Source organism: Halorubrum hochsteinianum, assembly GCF_023702125.1.
Classification (GTDB): domain Archaea; phylum Halobacteriota; class Halobacteria; order Halobacteriales; family Haloferacaceae; genus Halorubrum; species Halorubrum hochsteinianum.
Window position 1 is genome coordinate 1 of the sequence record NZ_CP098416.1, and the last position, 16,680, is coordinate 16,680.

Annotated in this window: 20 protein-coding genes; 16 read left to right on the top strand and 4 right to left on the bottom strand. The window is 58.2% G+C overall.

Going from position 1 to position 16,680, the window contains the following annotated elements:
- The first annotated feature begins 47 nt into the window (after positions 1-47).
- Positions 48-866: a ParA family protein gene (locus NAF06_RS14965; protein WP_049908493.1), complete on the top strand. Its 819-nt coding sequence runs from the start codon at positions 48-50 to the stop codon at positions 864-866.
- A complete protein-coding gene (locus tag NAF06_RS14970; RefSeq protein WP_008580639.1) occupies positions 863-1,270 on the top strand; it encodes a DUF8160 family protein in 408 nt (135 codons plus the stop codon). The genes NAF06_RS14965 and NAF06_RS14970 overlap by 4 nt, the downstream gene beginning before the upstream one ends.
- 128 nt (positions 1,271-1,398) lie before the next feature.
- Here the strand turns inward: NAF06_RS14970 and NAF06_RS14975 are convergent, their stop codons facing one another.
- Entirely contained in the window at positions 1,399-1,836 is a 438-nt protein-coding gene (locus tag NAF06_RS14975) for a hypothetical protein (RefSeq protein ID WP_152418719.1), read from the bottom strand.
- Between the two features lie 541 nt (positions 1,837-2,377).
- Between NAF06_RS14975 and NAF06_RS14980 the strand changes: the two genes are divergently transcribed.
- The 6 genes from NAF06_RS14980 to NAF06_RS15005 all read left to right on the top strand — a co-directional run bounded on the left by NAF06_RS14980 (position 2,378) and on the right by NAF06_RS15005 (position 9,394).
- Positions 2,378-3,445 (top strand): metal ABC transporter substrate-binding protein, encoded by a 1,068-nt coding sequence (locus NAF06_RS14980; RefSeq protein WP_049908495.1) that lies wholly within the window; start codon positions 2,378-2,380, stop codon positions 3,443-3,445.
- Between the two features lie 7 nt (positions 3,446-3,452).
- Positions 3,453-4,232, top strand: a complete 780-nt coding sequence (locus NAF06_RS14985; protein WP_008580643.1) for a metal ABC transporter ATP-binding protein — start codon at positions 3,453-3,455, stop codon at positions 4,230-4,232.
- Positions 4,229-5,242 (top strand): metal ABC transporter permease, encoded by a 1,014-nt coding sequence (locus tag NAF06_RS14990; protein WP_008580646.1) that lies wholly within the window; start codon positions 4,229-4,231, stop codon positions 5,240-5,242. Before NAF06_RS14985 ends, NAF06_RS14990 begins: the two co-directional genes overlap by 4 nt.
- A gap of 65 nt (positions 5,243-5,307) precedes the next feature.
- Positions 5,308-6,027 (top strand): metal-dependent transcriptional regulator, encoded by a 720-nt coding sequence (locus NAF06_RS14995; RefSeq protein WP_008580647.1) that lies wholly within the window; start codon positions 5,308-5,310, stop codon positions 6,025-6,027.
- 8 nt (positions 6,028-6,035) lie between these two features.
- Positions 6,036-7,712, top strand: coding sequence for a transposase (locus NAF06_RS15000; protein ID WP_049908496.1), 1,677 nt, complete (start codon positions 6,036-6,038; stop codon positions 7,710-7,712).
- Positions 7,713-8,161: 449 nt separating this feature from the next.
- On the top strand, positions 8,162-9,394 hold the full coding sequence (locus tag NAF06_RS15005; protein ID WP_008580651.1) for a phage integrase SAM-like domain-containing protein: 1,233 nt from the start codon (positions 8,162-8,164) through the stop codon (positions 9,392-9,394).
- 45 nt (positions 9,395-9,439) lie between these two features.
- On the opposite strand, the gene NAF06_RS15010 is transcribed toward NAF06_RS15005, so the two are convergent.
- Together NAF06_RS15010 and NAF06_RS15015 are read right to left on the bottom strand one after the other, a co-directional pair.
- Complete coding sequence (locus tag NAF06_RS15010; RefSeq protein WP_008580652.1) at positions 9,440-10,033, bottom strand: type 2 periplasmic-binding domain-containing protein; 594 nt, start codon at positions 10,031-10,033, stop codon at positions 9,440-9,442.
- A 57-nt stretch (positions 10,034-10,090) separates the two neighbouring features.
- A complete protein-coding gene (locus tag NAF06_RS15015; RefSeq protein WP_008580654.1) occupies positions 10,091-10,420 on the bottom strand; it encodes a hypothetical protein in 330 nt (109 codons plus the stop codon).
- Positions 10,421-10,475: 55 nt separating this feature from the next.
- On the opposite strand from NAF06_RS15015, the gene NAF06_RS15020 reads away from it, so the two are divergent.
- Complete coding sequence (locus tag NAF06_RS15020) at positions 10,476-11,189, top strand: hypothetical protein (RefSeq protein WP_008580656.1); 714 nt, start codon at positions 10,476-10,478, stop codon at positions 11,187-11,189.
- 78 nt (positions 11,190-11,267) lie between these two features.
- On the opposite strand, the gene NAF06_RS15025 is transcribed toward NAF06_RS15020, so the two are convergent.
- The gene (locus tag NAF06_RS15025) at positions 11,268-11,564 is read right to left on the bottom strand and encodes a PadR family transcriptional regulator (RefSeq protein WP_008580658.1); all 297 of its coding nucleotides are present in this window, start codon (positions 11,562-11,564) and stop codon (positions 11,268-11,270) included.
- A 136-nt stretch (positions 11,565-11,700) separates the two neighbouring features.
- Here NAF06_RS15025 and NAF06_RS15030 point away from each other — a divergent pair, with 136 nt between their 5' ends.
- The 7 genes from NAF06_RS15030 to NAF06_RS15060 all read left to right on the top strand — a co-directional run bounded on the left by NAF06_RS15030 (position 11,701) and on the right by NAF06_RS15060 (position 16,680).
- A complete protein-coding gene (locus NAF06_RS15030) occupies positions 11,701-11,868 on the top strand; it encodes a hypothetical protein (RefSeq protein ID WP_008580660.1) in 168 nt (55 codons plus the stop codon).
- A 75-nt stretch (positions 11,869-11,943) separates the two neighbouring features.
- Positions 11,944-12,996, top strand: coding sequence for an exodeoxyribonuclease VII large subunit (gene xseA / locus NAF06_RS15035; protein WP_251106201.1), 1,053 nt, complete (start codon positions 11,944-11,946; stop codon positions 12,994-12,996).
- Between the two features lie 2 nt (positions 12,997-12,998).
- Complete coding sequence (xseB, locus tag NAF06_RS15040) at positions 12,999-13,181, top strand: exodeoxyribonuclease VII small subunit (RefSeq protein ID WP_008364406.1); 183 nt, start codon at positions 12,999-13,001, stop codon at positions 13,179-13,181.
- Positions 13,182-13,387: 206 nt separating this feature from the next.
- Complete coding sequence (locus tag NAF06_RS15045) at positions 13,388-13,666, top strand: hypothetical protein (protein WP_008580506.1); 279 nt, start codon at positions 13,388-13,390, stop codon at positions 13,664-13,666.
- A gap of 6 nt (positions 13,667-13,672) precedes the next feature.
- Positions 13,673-14,092 carry a DUF7985 family protein gene (locus NAF06_RS15050; RefSeq protein ID WP_008580508.1) on the top strand — a complete coding sequence of 140 codons (420 nt, stop codon included), beginning with the start codon at positions 13,673-13,675 and terminating at the stop codon, positions 14,090-14,092.
- Between the two features lie 27 nt (positions 14,093-14,119).
- On the top strand, positions 14,120-15,853 hold the full coding sequence (locus NAF06_RS15055) for a DUF8186 domain-containing protein (protein WP_008580509.1): 1,734 nt from the start codon (positions 14,120-14,122) through the stop codon (positions 15,851-15,853).
- On the top strand, positions 15,850-16,680 hold the full coding sequence (locus NAF06_RS15060) for a hypothetical protein (RefSeq protein WP_080507120.1): 831 nt from the start codon (positions 15,850-15,852) through the stop codon (positions 16,678-16,680). The genes NAF06_RS15055 and NAF06_RS15060 overlap by 4 nt, the downstream gene beginning before the upstream one ends.

The window sequence follows — 16,680 nt, forward strand, 5'->3', positions numbered from 1 at the left end:
AAACGACCAAAACGAACGAAACGAACATAACGAGCGAAACGAAGATAATGACCGACACCAATACAGCACGAATCACGGTGGCGAATCAGAAGGGCGGCGCGGGGAAGACAACCGACGTCATTCATACTGGCGGCGCACTCGCCGCCCGAGGCCACGATGTCCTCCTGGTCGATATCGACTACCACGGGGGACTCACCTGCTCGCTTGGCTACAACGATCTGTACTACGATACCGACCGTACAACGCTGTTCGACGTCCTCGACTTCGATCAGATGGAGTCGGTAAACGACATCATCGTCGAGCACAAGGAATTCGACATCCTCCCCGCGAGCGAGAAGCTCGCGAACAACAAGAACATCCAGACGTTGCTTGAGGCGCCGAAAAGTCGCGAGCGGTTGGAGATGACTCTCGACGAACTCGAGAAGGACTACGACTACATCATCGTCGACACGCCGCCATCCCTGAACGTCCTCACTGACAATGCCCTCGTCGCGACCGGCAACGTCGTCATCCCCGTCATTCCCGAGAAGCTCAACGCCAACAGCCTCCAGATTTTCGCCAAGCAGCTGAGTTCCCTCGAACAGGCGTACGGAGACATCAATCGGATCGCGATTGTCTGTAACCGTGTCGAGCAGAACGCCGAACACCGCGACACCATCGAGGAGATCAAGTCGGCGTACTCCCTTCCAGTGTTCGAGATCCCGAAGCGGACCGACCTCTCTCAGTCGATTGGCGAGGGGGTGTCCGTCTTTGGCTTCGGTAAGGAGAACCAGCGCGTCGAGGATGCACGCGACCTGTTCAACGAGATCGCCGACCTGTTCGACGAGACGTTTGAGAAGACCGCACCTGAGGAGGTGGAAGCATGACCGACGGCTGGGGCGATGCTTCCGGCATCGAGGGCAACTACGAAGAGGAGGATGATGAGGCCGATTCCGCCGAAACGAGTGAGGTGAATGAAACGGTGGAAACCAGTTCGTCGACCGAAACGACCGAATCGACTTCAACGAGTGAAACGAACGAAACGAGCGAAACGAAGACGAACATCAAGGACGAGTGGAACGGACGAACGATCTACATTCCCGACGATGTCCTTGACGAGATGGAGGATACCTACCTCGAGTCCCAGCTGAAGCTCCGCAAGGCGGGCCAGGACGAGTTCAAGAAGAACCGCCACTTCTACCCGCTACTCGTCCAGTTCGGTGTTGAGGCGCTCTCTGAGGCGGATGCCGAGGAAATCCAGGCTCGACTTTCTGAGCTGGGTGGCAAATAACTCCTAGAATGAAAAATATATCAAGACAAATGCTCTTAATGTGTGCGGTGGTCATGAGATCCCGAGATAAATCTCAATTGGGTGACTCGACCGTGTTCCCCCGAGCGTTGACGGCTGATAGTCACTTCTCAATACTTGTAAGCCGTAAATCCAAGCTCAGTTAGGGAGATATCCCACTTATCCGGATTCCAAACCGCGCCACATTCCTTACACTCAAACTTTTCCTCTTTGATAACAACGTTTGCTGCTTCGGAATGGGCCTTCGTAAGATGCTCGCTCAAACTTTGCAGGACTCCAGACTCTGAGTGCTTTACCTTGTTTAACGCTTTTCCACCCTCTGCAGCATCAGAGAGGCGTGAGCTGAATTTAGCGATATCCGCTCTCGCAAGTGAATTCGCGATTATGTATAACGCCTTCATATGAGCGGTATGGGAAGAAAGGGCGTTCCAACCCACGAATGGGTCTGTTCCACACTTCGGACACCTGCCAAAATGCTCGTTCAACTCCTTCCAAGCCTGTTTCGTCTCCGGTGCGTGAGGCCCCATCACCACCAGGATTGCTGTCACGGCGTTAAAATATTTCGCACGACGTGATCTCCCTCTACATAACCACCAACACCACAGCTTCGGCGCACCGCACGATTTCCCCCATGATCACACCCCCAGCGCTAGCTAGTTCTAACGGCTCTATCCCTTCAATTACCATTTACTAACTCGCTGCCGGTGGGCCCATCTCTTCACAGAGCCCACCACGACAGTAGTTGAGACTGGCGTTCTCAATGCATACGGTCCTCGAATCTCTTTGTGGCTCTGAGTACTCGTCACCCACTATTGGCTTCGTTATTATCGTCGCTTTCACATCGAACACATGTCACGGTGAGTGATGAACACCCCTTCAAGCATATTCATCGGTCGAGACCCCTTCGAGAACACGAGCGAGGAAAGTCTCGAGACCGTAGTTGTGGACGCTGGTAATTTCACAATACAAATAGTACTGCTAACAGTGAGATCTCGACACGAGATACAACGGCCACAGAATTAGATGTGTCTAAACCCCATTTTCGATGGAAACTTCTATACTTTTAGTCCCATCACCGACTAGCCGACGATGGACGACACGACGCAGTCGAAATCGAAGCACAGTCTCTCGCGCAGAAAAGCCCTCGCTGGCGGTGCGGGGCTCCTCGCCACCGGTCTCGCTGGATGTACGAGCATGGGCGGTGGCAACGGCGAGGGGGCGAACGGGGACGGTCCCACGCTCACCGTCGCGTCCTTCTTCAGTTTCTACGACTTCGCACGGAATATCGTCGACGGGACGCCACTACAGGTCGAGAACCTCGTGCCGACGGGACTCCACGGCCACGGCTGGCAGCCGAGTGCCGAAATTACCCAGCGCATCATCGAGTCGGACGCGTTCCTCCACGTCGGTCCGGGCTTCCAGCCGTGGGCAGACCGCGCGATTCAGACGCTCGAAGACGACAACATCGACGTGCATCTCATCAACGCCCGCGAAGGCGTCGACCTGCTCCCACTCGCGGAGACGCTCGACCCCGAAGAGGAGGGTGTCGGCGAAGGGCAGGGGCTCGACCCCCACTTTTGGCTCGACCCACAGCGGGCGAAGATATCGGTCGACAACATCGCCGAAGGGATGGCCGAAATCGCCCCGGACCACGAAAGCGCGCTCATGGACAACGCCGAGACGTACAAGGCAGACGTTCTCGAACAGGTCAGACAGGATTTCCAGGCCATGTTCGAGGAGTCCGACCGTGACGTGGTGCAACTGGCCGCGCACAACGCCTTCCAGTACTGGGCCGACGCGTACGGTACCGAAATGCGCCCACTCGTGACGAACCTCGCCGCCAGCGGCAACGTCGCCCCCGAAGACATCACCGAAGCCCAGCAGGTCATCAAGGAGAACGACATCAGCTACATCGCCAACGGCGTCTTCGAAGCCCGTCGCCCGGCGGTCCAACTCATCGAGGAGACTCAGGCAGAGGCGTACTTCCCGGTGACGCCCTACGCGGGCGTCCGCGAGGACTGGGTCGAGAACAACTGGGGATACAAGGAGGTCGCCTACCAGATCAACAAACCCACTCTCGAAATCTGTCTCGGTAACAAGACCCCCGAGGAAGCTGGCCCCGACGGCTGGACAGACCAGTGGATGAACTTCGAGTGATTGTTCGATGAGTACACAGAACACCACGAGTTCGGCAAGTGGTCGGACCAGTCGTGAGCCGATCATCGACCTCTCCGACGTCGACTTCGGGTACACCGCCGCGACGGTCGTAGAGGACATCTCGCTGCGGATCGACCCCGGCGAGTACGTCGCGGTCGTCGGTCCCAACGGCTCGGGGAAGTCCACGCTGCTGAAGCTGATGCTCGGACTGTTAGAGCCGGACGAGGGGTCCGCCCGGCTGTTCGGCGAACCCTCGCACAAGTTCGACGACGGCTCGAGGCTCGGCTACGTCGCACAGCACGCCAGCGCCTCGAAGGAGATGCCGATCACCGTCCGCGAGGTCGTGAAGATGGGCCGGTTCCCACACGTCGGCTTCGGTCGCCTCTCCAGCGAGGACTGGGCCATCGTCGACGATGCGCTCGATACGGTCGGGATGAGCGCCTTCGCCAACCGCCGGGTGACCCAGCTGTCGGGCGGGCAGCGCCAACGGGCGTTCATCGCTCGGGCCCTCGCCAGTGAGGCCGATCTGCTCGTGCTCGACGAACCGACGGTCGGCGTGGACGCCGAATCCGTCGAGGCGTTCTACGAGCTGCTCGAAGCGCTCAACGACGACGGTATCACTGTTTTGCTAATCGAACACGACCTCGGGGCAGTCACGGACAATGCCGACCGAGTCGTCTGTCTCAACGGGGAGATCTACTTCGACGGACCGACCGACGAGTTCGTCGAGAGCGACGCACTGTCCCGTGCGTTCGGTGCCGCCGCCGCATTGGGTGATCGTCGATGAGCGGGACGGTGGCTCCGGTCCCGCTCCAAGCGAGCGCGCTCGACACGGCACTGGCCCCGTTCTACTGGATCCTCGAGGTCTGGTCGGGCTTGATGACGGAGCTATACAACGCGACGGGTATTGAGATACTCCAGTACGCCTTCATGCACCGGGCGCTATTGGTCGGCCTCTGTATCGGGGTGATGGCCCCGCTCATCGGGACGTTTCTCGTCCACCGCCAGCTGGCGCTCATCGGGGACGCGCTTGCACACACTGCGTTCGCAGGCGTCGCCGTCGGACTGTTCCTGAACGCGACCATCGATTTCGGTGTCACGCCGTATCTCACGGCTGTCGTCGTCGCGATGATCTCGGCGCTGTTCATCGAACTCATCTCCGAGGTGACCGACGCCTACAACGACGTGTCGATGGCGATCGTCCTCTCGACGGGCTTTGCCCTGGGGACGACGCTCATCAGTATCAACGCTGGTGGCCTGGCTGTTGGCGTCGACCAGTACCTGTTCGGGAACCTCTCGACGGTCACCTCCCAGAGCGCGGCACTGCTCCTGGTCCTGTTTGCCATCATCGTCGCAGTGGTCGGAATCACCCGCAATCAGCTGTTGTACGTCACCTTCGACCAGACGGCCGCCGAGGTGTCGGGACTACCGGTGAAATGGTACAACCGCGTCGTGGTGATGTTGACCGCGATGGTCGTCGTAGGCGCGATGCAGATTATGGGGGTCATACTCGTGGCCGCGATGCTCGTCGTGCCCGTCGCCGGCGCGTCGCAGGTCTCTCGGAGCTTCAACGAATCGATACTCGTGTCAATCGTTCTCGCCGAAATCGCGGTCCTGGCCGGGATCGGTATCTCGTACTACGCGGGGACGATCGCGGGCGGGGTCATCGTCCTCACGGCGGTGGCGATCTACGTCGCCGCCGTCGTGCTTGGAAAACTCCAGACGGCCTTCGGTGAGGAGGAGACCCCTGAGATGGGAAGTATCGACATGGGGGAAGCCAGACCGAGTGACGACTGACGACCGCTTCCACGACGAACCCCTGCGGTGACCCGCGAAGTAACCGTTTGATCATCCCAGACGAAATGAGTTCATCCGATTCTGACACCCCAGACGCGCCGGAGTCGTTGCCAGCGATCACGCCGAAGATGGAAGACTATCTCCGTCGCATCTACCGTCTCGAACAGGAGGCCGACGGCCGGGTGTCCAACTCGGAAATCGCCCAACAGCTCGGCGTCACCCAAGCTTCAGTGACGAGTATGCTGGGTACGCTCTCGAATCGGGGGCTGATCGACTGGGAACAGTATCGCCCGGTTCGGCTCACGACCGAGGGCGAGGAACTCGCCCTCCGAGTGGTCCGCAGACACCGGCTCGCCGAGACGATGCTCGCGGAGCTGTTCGGGTACGCGATAAGCGAAGTCGACACCGAGGCCGACATCTTGGAACATCACCTCAGCGAGCGGCTCTGTCGAGAGATCGAACGGAAACTCGATATGCCAGAAACCGACCCACACGGTGATCCAATCCCCGACAGTAACCTTGACCTCCCTCAGTCAGAGAATGTTACCTCGCTAGTTGAAATTGAGGAATCGGCGAGTGTAGAAGTCACGCGGATCTTGACGCAGGATGACGAGGTACTAGAGTATCTCGTTTCGATCGGGCTGGAACCGACTGAACGCCTCCACCTCAACGAAATCACACCGATTGGAATGATGGTCGTTACTATCGGGGACGCAAGTGAACAGACAAGTCTTCCAAGAAGACTGGCCTCACAGATACTGGTTTCGCCGCTGGATGACCAGTAACTCATACAGTGTTCGCGGATCACGAGTCTCGACGCACTGTCTTTCAACGAATCGCCCAACAGCCGTACGTGGAGTGGCCAGCTTATGACTCGACACCGCTGTACGATCGAACCTCGATCGCCGGGTTAGAATCGGATATTAGAGTCGTCTCAGGAGTCTGGTTTACGCACCCTGATCATAACTCACTCGAAGGGCTCGTCTGCGAACTTCCGATAGCCTACTTTAGATTTGGGGCACACGACTGCTACGGAAGTTCGACACGCTACGAGATGGCCACCCTCTTTCGAATGTTCGTGCTGAAAGAACTCTACGGGTGGGAGCACGAAACATCTCTCGTAGAATACCTCGATAGCAACTCCGGATTCTGCGAACGCCTAGGATTGGGGTCGGTCCCCAATCAATCGACACTGTGGCGCAGCTGGAACGAGCGCTTCACGCGAGATCTCCGCGAAACGGTCCAGAAAGCGGCTCGAACGATTCTCATCAAAGCGCAGAACGCGGATGTCGCTGTACCACGGGAGCCAGACCGAACCCTTCCGGATCGAGGCGACGACGCTACTGGATCGGACCCTGACGACCAGGCCCTCCTCGACAAAGCAGGGACGATTACAAAGCACGTCGATCGCGTCGTTTTCCCTGCGTTCTCGCTCAATCGTGGTGAGGGCTGTGAGATCCCCGAGAACGCATACTGGGGCTTACAGACCTATCTCGGGCTCCGAGAGAACTTGGCAGCTAACGAGGGTGCTCGCAGCTTCATTCACGAGTCTACGCGTGATCGAACACCGCTCGGACACGGTCATCGCGACCAGATTCGTGACCTCCCTATCGAGCAGATTCGCGAGATGTACCGACAGGCGGTCCGACAGCTCATCGACGAGGTCGCAGAGACGGAGGAGTTCTTCCGCGCAGGGATCGTCGCCATCGACATCACCGAAGCTGACCCCTTCACAGGCGACCGCACGGGTCACGAGGAGGAAATTATTGGGACGAAGGAGAAGACCGACGAGTACGCCTACCAGTGGGCCACAGTCCAGTTGGTCGGGAACGCTGTTCCGATAGTACTAGATGCCCGCCCAGTACGGAAAGGCGAGTCACGCGGGGAGATCGTCGAGGACTTACTGGATTCGGCTGAAGAGCTCGTCCACGTCGATAACGTGCTGATGGATCGGGAATTCGACAGTCAGCACGTCCTGGAGATGCTCAGCCAGCGCGGACTCTCCTATATCGTCCCGAAGCGGATGCAGACCAGCGAGAAAGCCCAGGCCAAGCGGTTGCTCCAGCGCGACCAAGACCGATACGAGACCGGCCGGAAGCTCCATCTCGGCAAGAACGAATGGCACGAGACGACGCTGATCTACCGCCGGAAGCAGGACTCCGAGCACGACGACCACCGGCAATACTCGGTGTTCATGACGAACTGCGGGAGTGGTCATCTCACGGAGTACGGGTATCGGTGGGAAATCGAGAGCGGCTACCGATCGATAAAGCGGTTCATGGCCGCCACGACATCGAAAAACTTCGAGCTTCGATTCTTTTACTTCGCGTTCGCCTGTCTGCTGTACTCGATCTGGCGGGCAGTCGATCTACTCGTCCAGGTCGAGTTGACTGGCGAGTATAAGCACTCTCCGATGATTACAGCGGACAACACGCTGACGCTGCTGAAGAAGGAAACTGGAATCGGGTAGTGAGGCACTCTGTTCTGGTTAGCATGCCGTCTGAGTGGCTACGCTGCTGGAAGTCTCGAAAATCTGCCCATATAGTTGAATGTGTGACAAGATTAGTCGCTTGGAGAGCCATCTGGGGCAGTTTCCGCTGACCAAATCGGTCAAATTCACGCATTACAGGCCTGCTAAACCCGGTGTAGTCTCAACTTCCCAACCACGAAATTCTGTATAGCGGTATAGAATATACACTTTCCGCTGGTTCGGTACTTCGGCGGTAAGGGCCTTCAGACCGACAAATTCTGTCGATAGTTGTGTTTACTAAGTGGTCTTGATTATTCCCGTAATCACGATCACTTTGAAGTACCCCGACGCCGTCGGTGAAGCACGAATGCTGCAACCGCCTCACGACGGCGCTTCCCCTGGGGTAGAGGCACTGAGACCGGGCCCGCAGGACGGTGGAGGGCCGGTGGATGCCTGAACGAGCGCCTTCGACGCCGCTCGACGACAGCTTCGAGCGCTACCTCCAGGACAAAGGGAAAGGTCGTGGTGGGGACGGTGGGAACTATCGACGAAACGCAGCCCGCGAGCTCGAGCGGTTCGCCGAGTGGGCCGCCGGCGACCGCGGCGCCGACGACTGGACCGGGATCGTCCCCGACGACGCCGACCGCGGGCCGACCTTCGATGATCTCGACGAACGCGTGTTCCGGGAGTACGCCCGACATCTCGGTGGAGATCGGGGACTCAAGCAGAACACGGTACAAACCTATTACCGCTATATTTCTGCGTGGTGTGGCTGGTGCGTCAACGAGGGATATCTCGAGGCGCATTACGCGCAGCGGGCCAGTGCGATGGCGCCGCTGCCGGAGGACGACGGCCGCAAGCCCGGCGACCAGCAGGCCTGGACGTCCGAACAGCGCCACGCCCTCACCCGCCACGTCGACGAACGGGCCCGCGACGCCGTCGAGGCGTACACGACATTCCCAGAGGATACTGACCCCCTCGACAAGCAGCGAGGACGTTACGCGGCGCTGAAGGCGGCTCGTGACCGGGCTCTGGTGTTCGTCCTCGCGTACACCGCCGTCCGCGTCGGCGAACTCCTCCGGGACCCGAATGACCCGCGCCGACGCGGTGTTCGCTGGGAGGACCTCTCCCTCGACGACGGGAGTATGGACGTCTACCGGAAGAAACAGCAGTGGGACGCCGCCAGTCTTCCCGACCCGGTGATCTCGCCGCTCCGGAGCTACCGCCAGCTGATGGACCCACCCACGGATCGCTGGCCGGTGTTTCCGACGTTCGACCAACGGACGCTCGCGGAGCTCGTCCGGGAAGAGCTAGCCGAACGAGGAGAACGCCCGGAAGCGATTACTGAGTGGCGTGACGAATACGCTCGCGACCTCTTGCTGGCGCTCGATGAGGACATTCGGCCGCCGTCGATCACGACGGACGGCGCACGGTCGATTCTCCAACGCCTCTCCGAGACCGCAGAGATCGATATCAACCATCCGAAACACGATTATCTTGCTCCGCACGGTGGCCGACGCGGGATGGGGGAGGTACTTGTCCGTGCGTTTGGCTACACTGTTGCTGCTCGGTACTTAGACAACTCTGAGGAGATGGTGAGAGAACGGTATTCACATATTGAAGCTGGTGAGCTCGGTGACGTCGCAACTGAAGCACTAGAAGAGGTTGATAGTCACACCTAATCTGGGCCGCATTCTCAAAATATTGGGTTCTGGTATAGTAGCCGACTACTCGTCCAACTTACTCAGCTTTCGTATCGTCTCTCTCACTCGGTCGTTTTGCTCCTCGTATAACGTCCCTTCGCTGAATTTCTCGTACTTTTCCTTCGCTTCCTCCAGTTCCTTCCCCTCTAATTCGTGGAGATACTCGATGTCTGGATCCTTCTTGAACTCGATGAGGTACATCGAAATCTGGCAGAAATCAATAATCGTTTCGTGGCGACTGTGCAGAAACTGCTTATGCGGGTTCGGCGTGTCAACTTCAAGCGTGAACCTGATACAACCCAATTGGATATTCTGGAGTGCATTAAACAAGGGTAAATTCACTTCGTCCGTAGGGGCTTCCGCGAGGTTAGTCTCAATCTGCTCGGCGAACGCCTGGTACAGCTGTGCGTACTCAGTCAGTTTCGCGTCATCGACGCCCCGGTGGTCGACATCTCGACTGCCGTAGGCCCGAACACAGGTGTTGTGAACAGCTCTGTACCAATTCTGTTTCTTCTCTTTTGCTTGTCGGTTGAACTCCCATCTAGACACTCCCACGGCGACGATGAGGGCGATGACGCCACCGAGAATGTTGCTGGAAAGGATACTCGGGTCTATCATGCTCGAAATGTAGACACCACGTTGTCTTGGCGGCTCATCTCGTCGAGACAGCTGTAATCAGTAGTCATCGAATTCCCGGGTATAGAGAACAGTCCCGCCCTTTTCCACAATTATTGGTCCCTCGCCCGAACCGGGCGTTCCCTTGTTCTGGGTGCAGATGTAGAACACAAACCCGCCTTCAAAGATGGTCACAACAATTTCATCAGCTGGGTCGAACACCTCGCCGACCTCTGCTTCATAGATGTCGCCATCGTCTTTGAACCGGAGATAGCTGTACCTCGTGTCGGTCTGTACTGAGTGGTCAAGATGTTCCTCGAGGTAGTAGACGATGTCTTGGTACAGCTCTTCGTCGTCTACATCACCGTCGTGGGGTACGTAGAAATCCATTTGTTGATTTCTTCTTGCTGAAGTGGTTTATAACCACTCCGCCACAAACACGGGTATGGACGATAACTCCGCTTTCCGGGATATATTGCAGGATTTGGAAGAGACCGAGGGAACGGAAATTGCGAATGAACTCCGGCGGTTGAAACGGTCAATATACACCGTTAATCGGAATTTTGAGGAAGTGAACGAGCTGGACCAATGGTTTCGAGATCAAGGGTTGAACATCCAGTTGAAGAAGGACAAAGGCGACATGGATGCATTTCTCCAGGAGTATCTACGCCGCTATCACAACTACGTTGTGTCGGTCTACACCCTCATCAAGCAGACGCAACGGATCAAGCGGGCGGACAAGTACGGTACGAACGAGTTTGATGATATCTACGAGAAAGGAAAGCGAAAGCACGATATCGAAACACGGTGGGAGTTCCTCCAGCAGCTTCGGCATTTCATGGTGAAGAGCCGTCTCCCCTCGATTGACATTACGCTATTCGAGGAAGAGGAAGGGGTTCGGTTTGGCATAGTTGTGTCGCGAGACGAACTGCTGAATCACGGTGATTTCGACCCAGAGCCGCGAGAGTATCTTGAGGAGTTGGGTGAAGAGATTGATATCCAAGCGGAGATGCACTCATACCAAGACGTTCTGAACAGCTTCTATTCTTGGTTCTTTGAGGCGCTTCAGGATCATCGGGAGGATGCAATGGGTGAGCGGGAGGAGACGATTCGACGGTTGGAAGAACGGCATGAGGAACTCTTCGGTGATCTGGGTTAGGGCTGATTAGTAGGAACGGTCACTTTCTCTTTCTTCTCACAGACTACAATTGAGCCAATGAGTTCTACTCGCCTGTTTCTACGACGTAGTGGGTGCGTTCACGTCTTCTAAATACTGGATTTCCCATTCTCGTCGCGCCTCGATCTCCCGCAATCCACGTTTCGTGACCGTGTATACGTTTGTCCGTTTGTCCAGTTCACCTTTCTCCAAGAGGCCTTTGTCAACGAGGTCGTCGAGATTCGGATAGAGCCGTCCGTGGTTGATCTCCTGTTCGTAGTAGTCGTCGAGTTCGGCCTTTACTGCGAGCCCGTGTGGTTCCTCGAGCCCGGCGGTCACGTACAAGATGTCCCGCTGGAACCCAGTTAGATCGTGCATCCGTCCGTTCACTATTTTTGAGGGGTGGCATATGTTCTCTCTGGTGCTCAAAGGCCGATATTCGATACGACGAGGCGAGAACCCTGTGTGAGAACTTCAAACCTTTATATGGTGGACAAGAGAAGTCCGCGATGGAATGTCTGACCTGATCGTCAAAGCAGCCGTGAAGGACGCACTCTCGGACAACAACGTCTCGGCAGATTTCTACGATGCCCTCAACGAAGAGGTCGCCGAACTGATCGACGACGCCGCAGGGCGTGCCGAGGCCAACGACCGGAAGACGGTCCAGCCCCGCGACCTGTAGGCCTGCGTAACGTAGCCAACCCCGCCACTCGAACGTAGCTTTTTGAGGTTCCTGTTCAGAAGTTAGGAAACGGAGATGGCGGACGCACCGGATACCGAACGGCAGGCGGTCGAACCCGATGCGAGAGAGGTCCTTAGCGTGTCCCAGCTGAACGACCGAATCGCGTCGGTCGTCCAGGACACGCCTGCCCTCAACGGCGTCCGCTGTATCGGGGAGGTCACTGACCTCCACAAGAACAGTACGGCGCTCTACTTCACGCTCACCGACGGCGACGCCGAACTCCCCTGTATGATCTGGGCGAACCGCTACCGGGAGATGGACGCCGACCTCGAGGACGGGACTGAAGTCATCCTCGAGGGCGATATCGACTACTGGGTCGAAGGTGGGAAAATCGACCTCAAACCGTGGGAGGTGATCGTCGTCGGCGACGGCGACCAGGCGGCTGCCGTCGAACGACTGCGAAGCGAACTCGAAGAGCGTGGCTGGTTCGACGACGAGCAGAAACAACAGCCGCCGACGTTTCCGGAGCGGGTTGGCGTCGTCACGTCCCTTCGAGGAGACGCCCGGTACGATATCCAGAACGCGATCCACGGACAGGACCCCACCGTCGACATCCTGGTGAAGGACGCAACCGTCCAGGGGTCGGAGGCGCCGACGTCCATCGCGAACGGCATCCACCATCTTGACCGCTCGGAGGACGTCGACGCGATCATCGTCGGTCGGGGCGGTGGGAGCGATTCGAACCTCCAAGCCTTCAACACCGAGCGGGTCGCGGAGGCGATCTTCACCGCGAATAACCCGGTGATCACTGCGATTGGACACACCGATGACCGACTCATCGCGGATCAGGTGGCGGACGTCGCGACGATCACGCCAACCGCCGCCGGCGAGTATATCGTAAACTCCCGCCAAGAGTTCCTTGCGAGTGAGATCGAGCCGCTGGAGCAACAGCTCGACGCCGCGTACGAGACCTTCCAGCAGGAGCACGAACACGAACAGGAACTCGCCGAAGCAGTCGATGAAGCGACTGCACCCGAGGGCCTCCCACCGATTTACTACAAGGTCGCCATCGTAGTGCTGCTGTTGCTGTTGTTGGTCATCACCGGACTTTGGCTGGGGGTGATCTAACCGTGGCAAACGACTCCGAAATCCACGATCGACTGAGTCGCGTCGAGGAGATCATTGAACAGCTCGACGCGGACGAATGCGACCTCGATGAAGGTACAGCCCTCCACGAGGAAGGGAAGGAACTCTTGGCCGAAGTGCGAGAGATCCTCGACGAGGGGAGCGGCGAAGTTGTGGAGCTCGAGTAAGCGAGCTGATTCTCACTCTTAACCAACAGTCTTCTTCCTCCTGCGCCTTCGTTGGTTAAGTTTTTCCTACGAGGTCAACAAGTGATTTGGTTATAATTTACTCAACAAATTTACAGCAGTTGATAGCCAGAAAGCATTTAGGTATCATGCAACTACCGCGCCAATATGTACCGTGACTCAACCGGTGCATACCCATACCCGCATGTATGATTACGAGGTCAGTCACCATCGAAGACATCGATGACCTGTACCTGATGTGGAACGACCACATCAACGCCTCCGCCCTCTATCGCCGCGCCCTCCGCGAGGAAATGGAAGTCCGCGGTGTTGACCCCGATGAACTCCGCGACCTCCTCGAACGGGCCCGCGAGCAGGGCTACACGCTCGACGAGATCGCAGAAGACACCAACCGATTCGACGACCTCCAGTCGCTCGTCGAAGAGCAACAGAACCAGCCACCAGCTGGAGACGCCACAGATGATTGACTCGCTATGTCACAGGACCAGACTCCCTCCGACCCTGAGCCTAGCGTCGAAAACCAATCACCGCTGACCGGGAAGATCCCCCGGCAAGCAGCGCTCACCGTCGTCCTCCTGAGCCTGTTCGCTGTCCAGCCGGTCGCCGCCCAGAGTAACGCGGTCTGTAGCGCAGACAACCTCCCGAGCATGATTGAGGGGTTCTTCCAGCTGACCACCGCGCTGGGAATCGTCGGCCTCGCAATCGTGTGGCAGGCTGACTCCCTCATCGAGATGTTCACCCTCAATCCCGAGCAGAAGAAGGGGCTCAAGCGCCACAAGCGCTCGGCGATGAAGTCCGCGGTCGTCCTCGTCGTCCTCGGCCCGCTCTACACCGTCGCCGGGTCAATGATGGGCCTCCCGCTGGCGCAGTGCGTCGACCTCGTCCCCTGGTAAGCACTCCACAGCCCCGTTGCGAGCCCTATGAACCACCGAGAGCTCTCCGTGCTCATGGCCGGCTTGCTCGCGACGAGCCTAGTCACGGGTATCGTCGCCGCTGACCCGCCACGACCAGGTACGGAGGGGAACGGGCTCACGGAAAACGAATCGGCAACGCTGTGGTCACGTGATGCGGACAACTACATCAGCCAAGAAGAGTACCGCCAGCGCTACGGCGAGAACCGCTCCGCCGTCCATCAGGTCGCCAACGGGACGGACGTTACGTTCAAACGGCCGCCCGCGACCGCGGCGACATGGACGCGGAACGACTTTGAGGACCTCAACGCCGGCGGCCCAGATACGTCCGTACATCCACCGCACGCAGACCTCGAGGACGGCGTCTTCATCGAGGATGCTCACGCGACGATCTTCGCGGTCCAGCCCTCTACTCGTGGACACCTCGAGTCCGGTGAAACCCCACTGTACATCGCACCGAATGGGACGATGCGCGGGTTCGTTGATTACCGCGTTCGCGTCCCCAACGGGAGTTCCTCCGGCAACACGACTATCTCGTGGTCGCTCACGGAGCACGAGATCGAAGAAGTCCGGTTGAAGAAGGACGGCGAGACCATCGCCGAGCGTGACGGGGCCCATACGCCTGCCCTCGACTACCAGATCGAGGACGACTGGAGTGCGAATCTCACGCTGGAAGCGGAGATTAGCGTCCGGCTGAAGAAAACCGTCAGAACCGACCTGGGTGACCGGACGGACGTCGACGTCACCTATCGGACGGAAACACGGAACGTCTCCGATTCGATCGCCGTCGAGATCTACGACCTCTCGGCGTACCCCTACTACGCCGAGTATCCGAACGGCGACGCCGGCGTGGCCATCTTCCAGTCGCGGCCATGGCAGGGGTACACGCTCACGGATGACGGTGAGGCACGGGTCCGTGGCATCTGGCGGTTCTACACCGCTCGGAACACCAACTGGGACACGCTCGTTCGGTCGAATCGGACTGCTAGTGCGACCGTTCAGTCTGACGCGATTCCGGTGTACGTCCACGCCTATCCCTCGCGAATCGGGCCGCGTGCCGAGCCGGTTCGAGACGGGCCGGAACTCATCGAGACCTGGGGGACTGACCGCCCGTCACCAGTCGGCACCATCGGTGGGAACATCAATATCGACATCGTCAACCAGTCGTACACGACGACGTACGGCGTCGCCGTTCGAGCCGAGACCGTCGATCGAGAGGCGCTGCACGTTGCGGGCATCGTCCGGGGCGTGAATGCGTCAATCGCCGAGCCGGACGCCGGCTCCGAGCGACAACTCCGCCGCAGTAATCTCACTGTTGAGGTCATCCAACAGAATCAGTCCCAAGCGACGGTCAGGGTCGAACTGCGGGACAATCAAACTGGTGCGCCGATTGCGCTCGACGATAGCCGTCAATATCCAATCGGCGGCACCACCCGAAACGGGTACATCACGGTCGCGGATCAGCGCGTCGAGACCAACGCCTCAGGGGTGGCGATCGTGACCATCGACGAACCGGGCATCTACACGGCTCGGTACCACCCTGGTTCGTGCCTCGGTCAAGACCCTGCGTACGTGAGCGATACCGCGACGGCCCGCTGGAACCCGCTAGGGACGATCGACGGCTGGTTTGCGCTGGTGTTCGAGGTCGGCTGGCAGCTCCTGCCGTTCTTTGTGATGTTCTACGCTGGCAAGCGCCTCCTGCGGATGCTCGGCCCAGAAGACATCTTCGGACAGAAACCATGACTCAGAACAATCCCCACCTCAGTAGACGGACCGCCCTCCGAACAGTCGCTGGCGCCGCTCTCGTGAGTGTGGCCGGATGCCTCAACAACGGCGATTCCCCGGATGGCGGGAACTCAACACCGTCTGATGAAGGGGGAATCATCCAGCAAGTCACCGTAGAGGGGACAGAACTCGTCGTTGAATACTCCTCAGAGGAGGGAGTCGACCAGATCAACCTCGTCCAGCCGAATGGGGAGCTGTTCGGTCAACGAGAAACCGCTGCTGGGTCACAACAGATCTCTTTCGAGATCGGAACTTCCTATGAGCCTGGAGAGTATACTGTCGTGGCTCTCAGCGGCGAAGAAACGCTAGCTGAGAGTTCCTCACTGATTCAGCCGGAAATTGGACTTCAAGAGGTCGGTCTTTACCGGAATAACCCTGAGAAGCCGTGGGACGAAGTCTACGGAGATACCGAGACGGATCGGCTAAAGAACGGGGAAGCATACGTCACCGTCGAAAACACCGGAAGCGGACCAGAAGCGATTGTTGAGTTAATTTTCTCCGGTGATGTTCCAAACCCTGTCGAAGATCCCCGAGGTAGCGGGATGTATGAAACCGAGCAGGTGGTGATCTCGCCGGGAGAAACTACCGACCTGTTCAGTAGTTCGTTTCCGTTTGGTTCCGAATCTGAGGAGGGAATGGGGTGCTCCCCAGACGGGAACAGCGGCCAGTTCACCGTCACAGTCCGAACCCAGGTTGGCGGCGACCAGGTGTCGGAATCCTTCGATGTACAGTACTCCGGATCCACGGAGATGAGTGACTGCGAGGTTTCAATCACGGAGGCCTAA

Bases quoted from the DNA above. Each gene is read 5' to 3' on its own strand.
- NAF06_RS14965 (WP_049908493.1), top strand. From the start codon at position 48: ATGACCGACACCAATACAGCACGAATCACGGTGGCGAATCAGAAGGGC.
- NAF06_RS14970 (WP_008580639.1), top strand. From the start codon at position 863: ATGACCGACGGCTGGGGCGATGCTTCCGGCATCGAGGGCAACTACGAA.
- NAF06_RS14980 (WP_049908495.1), top strand. From the start codon at position 2,378: ATGGACGACACGACGCAGTCGAAATCGAAGCACAGTCTCTCGCGCAGA.
- NAF06_RS14985 (WP_008580643.1), top strand. From the start codon at position 3,453: ATGAGTACACAGAACACCACGAGTTCGGCAAGTGGTCGGACCAGTCGT.
- NAF06_RS14990 (WP_008580646.1), top strand. From the start codon at position 4,229: ATGAGCGGGACGGTGGCTCCGGTCCCGCTCCAAGCGAGCGCGCTCGAC.
- NAF06_RS14995 (WP_008580647.1), top strand. From the start codon at position 5,308: ATGAGTTCATCCGATTCTGACACCCCAGACGCGCCGGAGTCGTTGCCA.
- NAF06_RS15005 (WP_008580651.1), top strand. From the start codon at position 8,162: ATGCCTGAACGAGCGCCTTCGACGCCGCTCGACGACAGCTTCGAGCGC.
- NAF06_RS15010 (WP_008580652.1), bottom strand. From the start codon at position 10,033: ATGATAGACCCGAGTATCCTTTCCAGCAACATTCTCGGTGGCGTCATC.
- NAF06_RS15015 (WP_008580654.1), bottom strand. From the start codon at position 10,420: ATGGATTTCTACGTACCCCACGACGGTGATGTAGACGACGAAGAGCTG.
- NAF06_RS15020 (WP_008580656.1), top strand. From the start codon at position 10,476: ATGGACGATAACTCCGCTTTCCGGGATATATTGCAGGATTTGGAAGAG.
- NAF06_RS15025 (WP_008580658.1), bottom strand. From the start codon at position 11,564: ATGCACGATCTAACTGGGTTCCAGCGGGACATCTTGTACGTGACCGCC.
- NAF06_RS15030 (WP_008580660.1), top strand. From the start codon at position 11,701: ATGTCTGACCTGATCGTCAAAGCAGCCGTGAAGGACGCACTCTCGGAC.
- xseA (WP_251106201.1), top strand. From the start codon at position 11,944: ATGGCGGACGCACCGGATACCGAACGGCAGGCGGTCGAACCCGATGCG.
- NAF06_RS15045 (WP_008580506.1), top strand. From the start codon at position 13,388: ATGATTACGAGGTCAGTCACCATCGAAGACATCGATGACCTGTACCTG.
- NAF06_RS15050 (WP_008580508.1), top strand. From the start codon at position 13,673: ATGTCACAGGACCAGACTCCCTCCGACCCTGAGCCTAGCGTCGAAAAC.
- NAF06_RS15055 (WP_008580509.1), top strand. From the start codon at position 14,120: ATGAACCACCGAGAGCTCTCCGTGCTCATGGCCGGCTTGCTCGCGACG.
- NAF06_RS15060 (WP_080507120.1), top strand. From the start codon at position 15,850: ATGACTCAGAACAATCCCCACCTCAGTAGACGGACCGCCCTCCGAACA.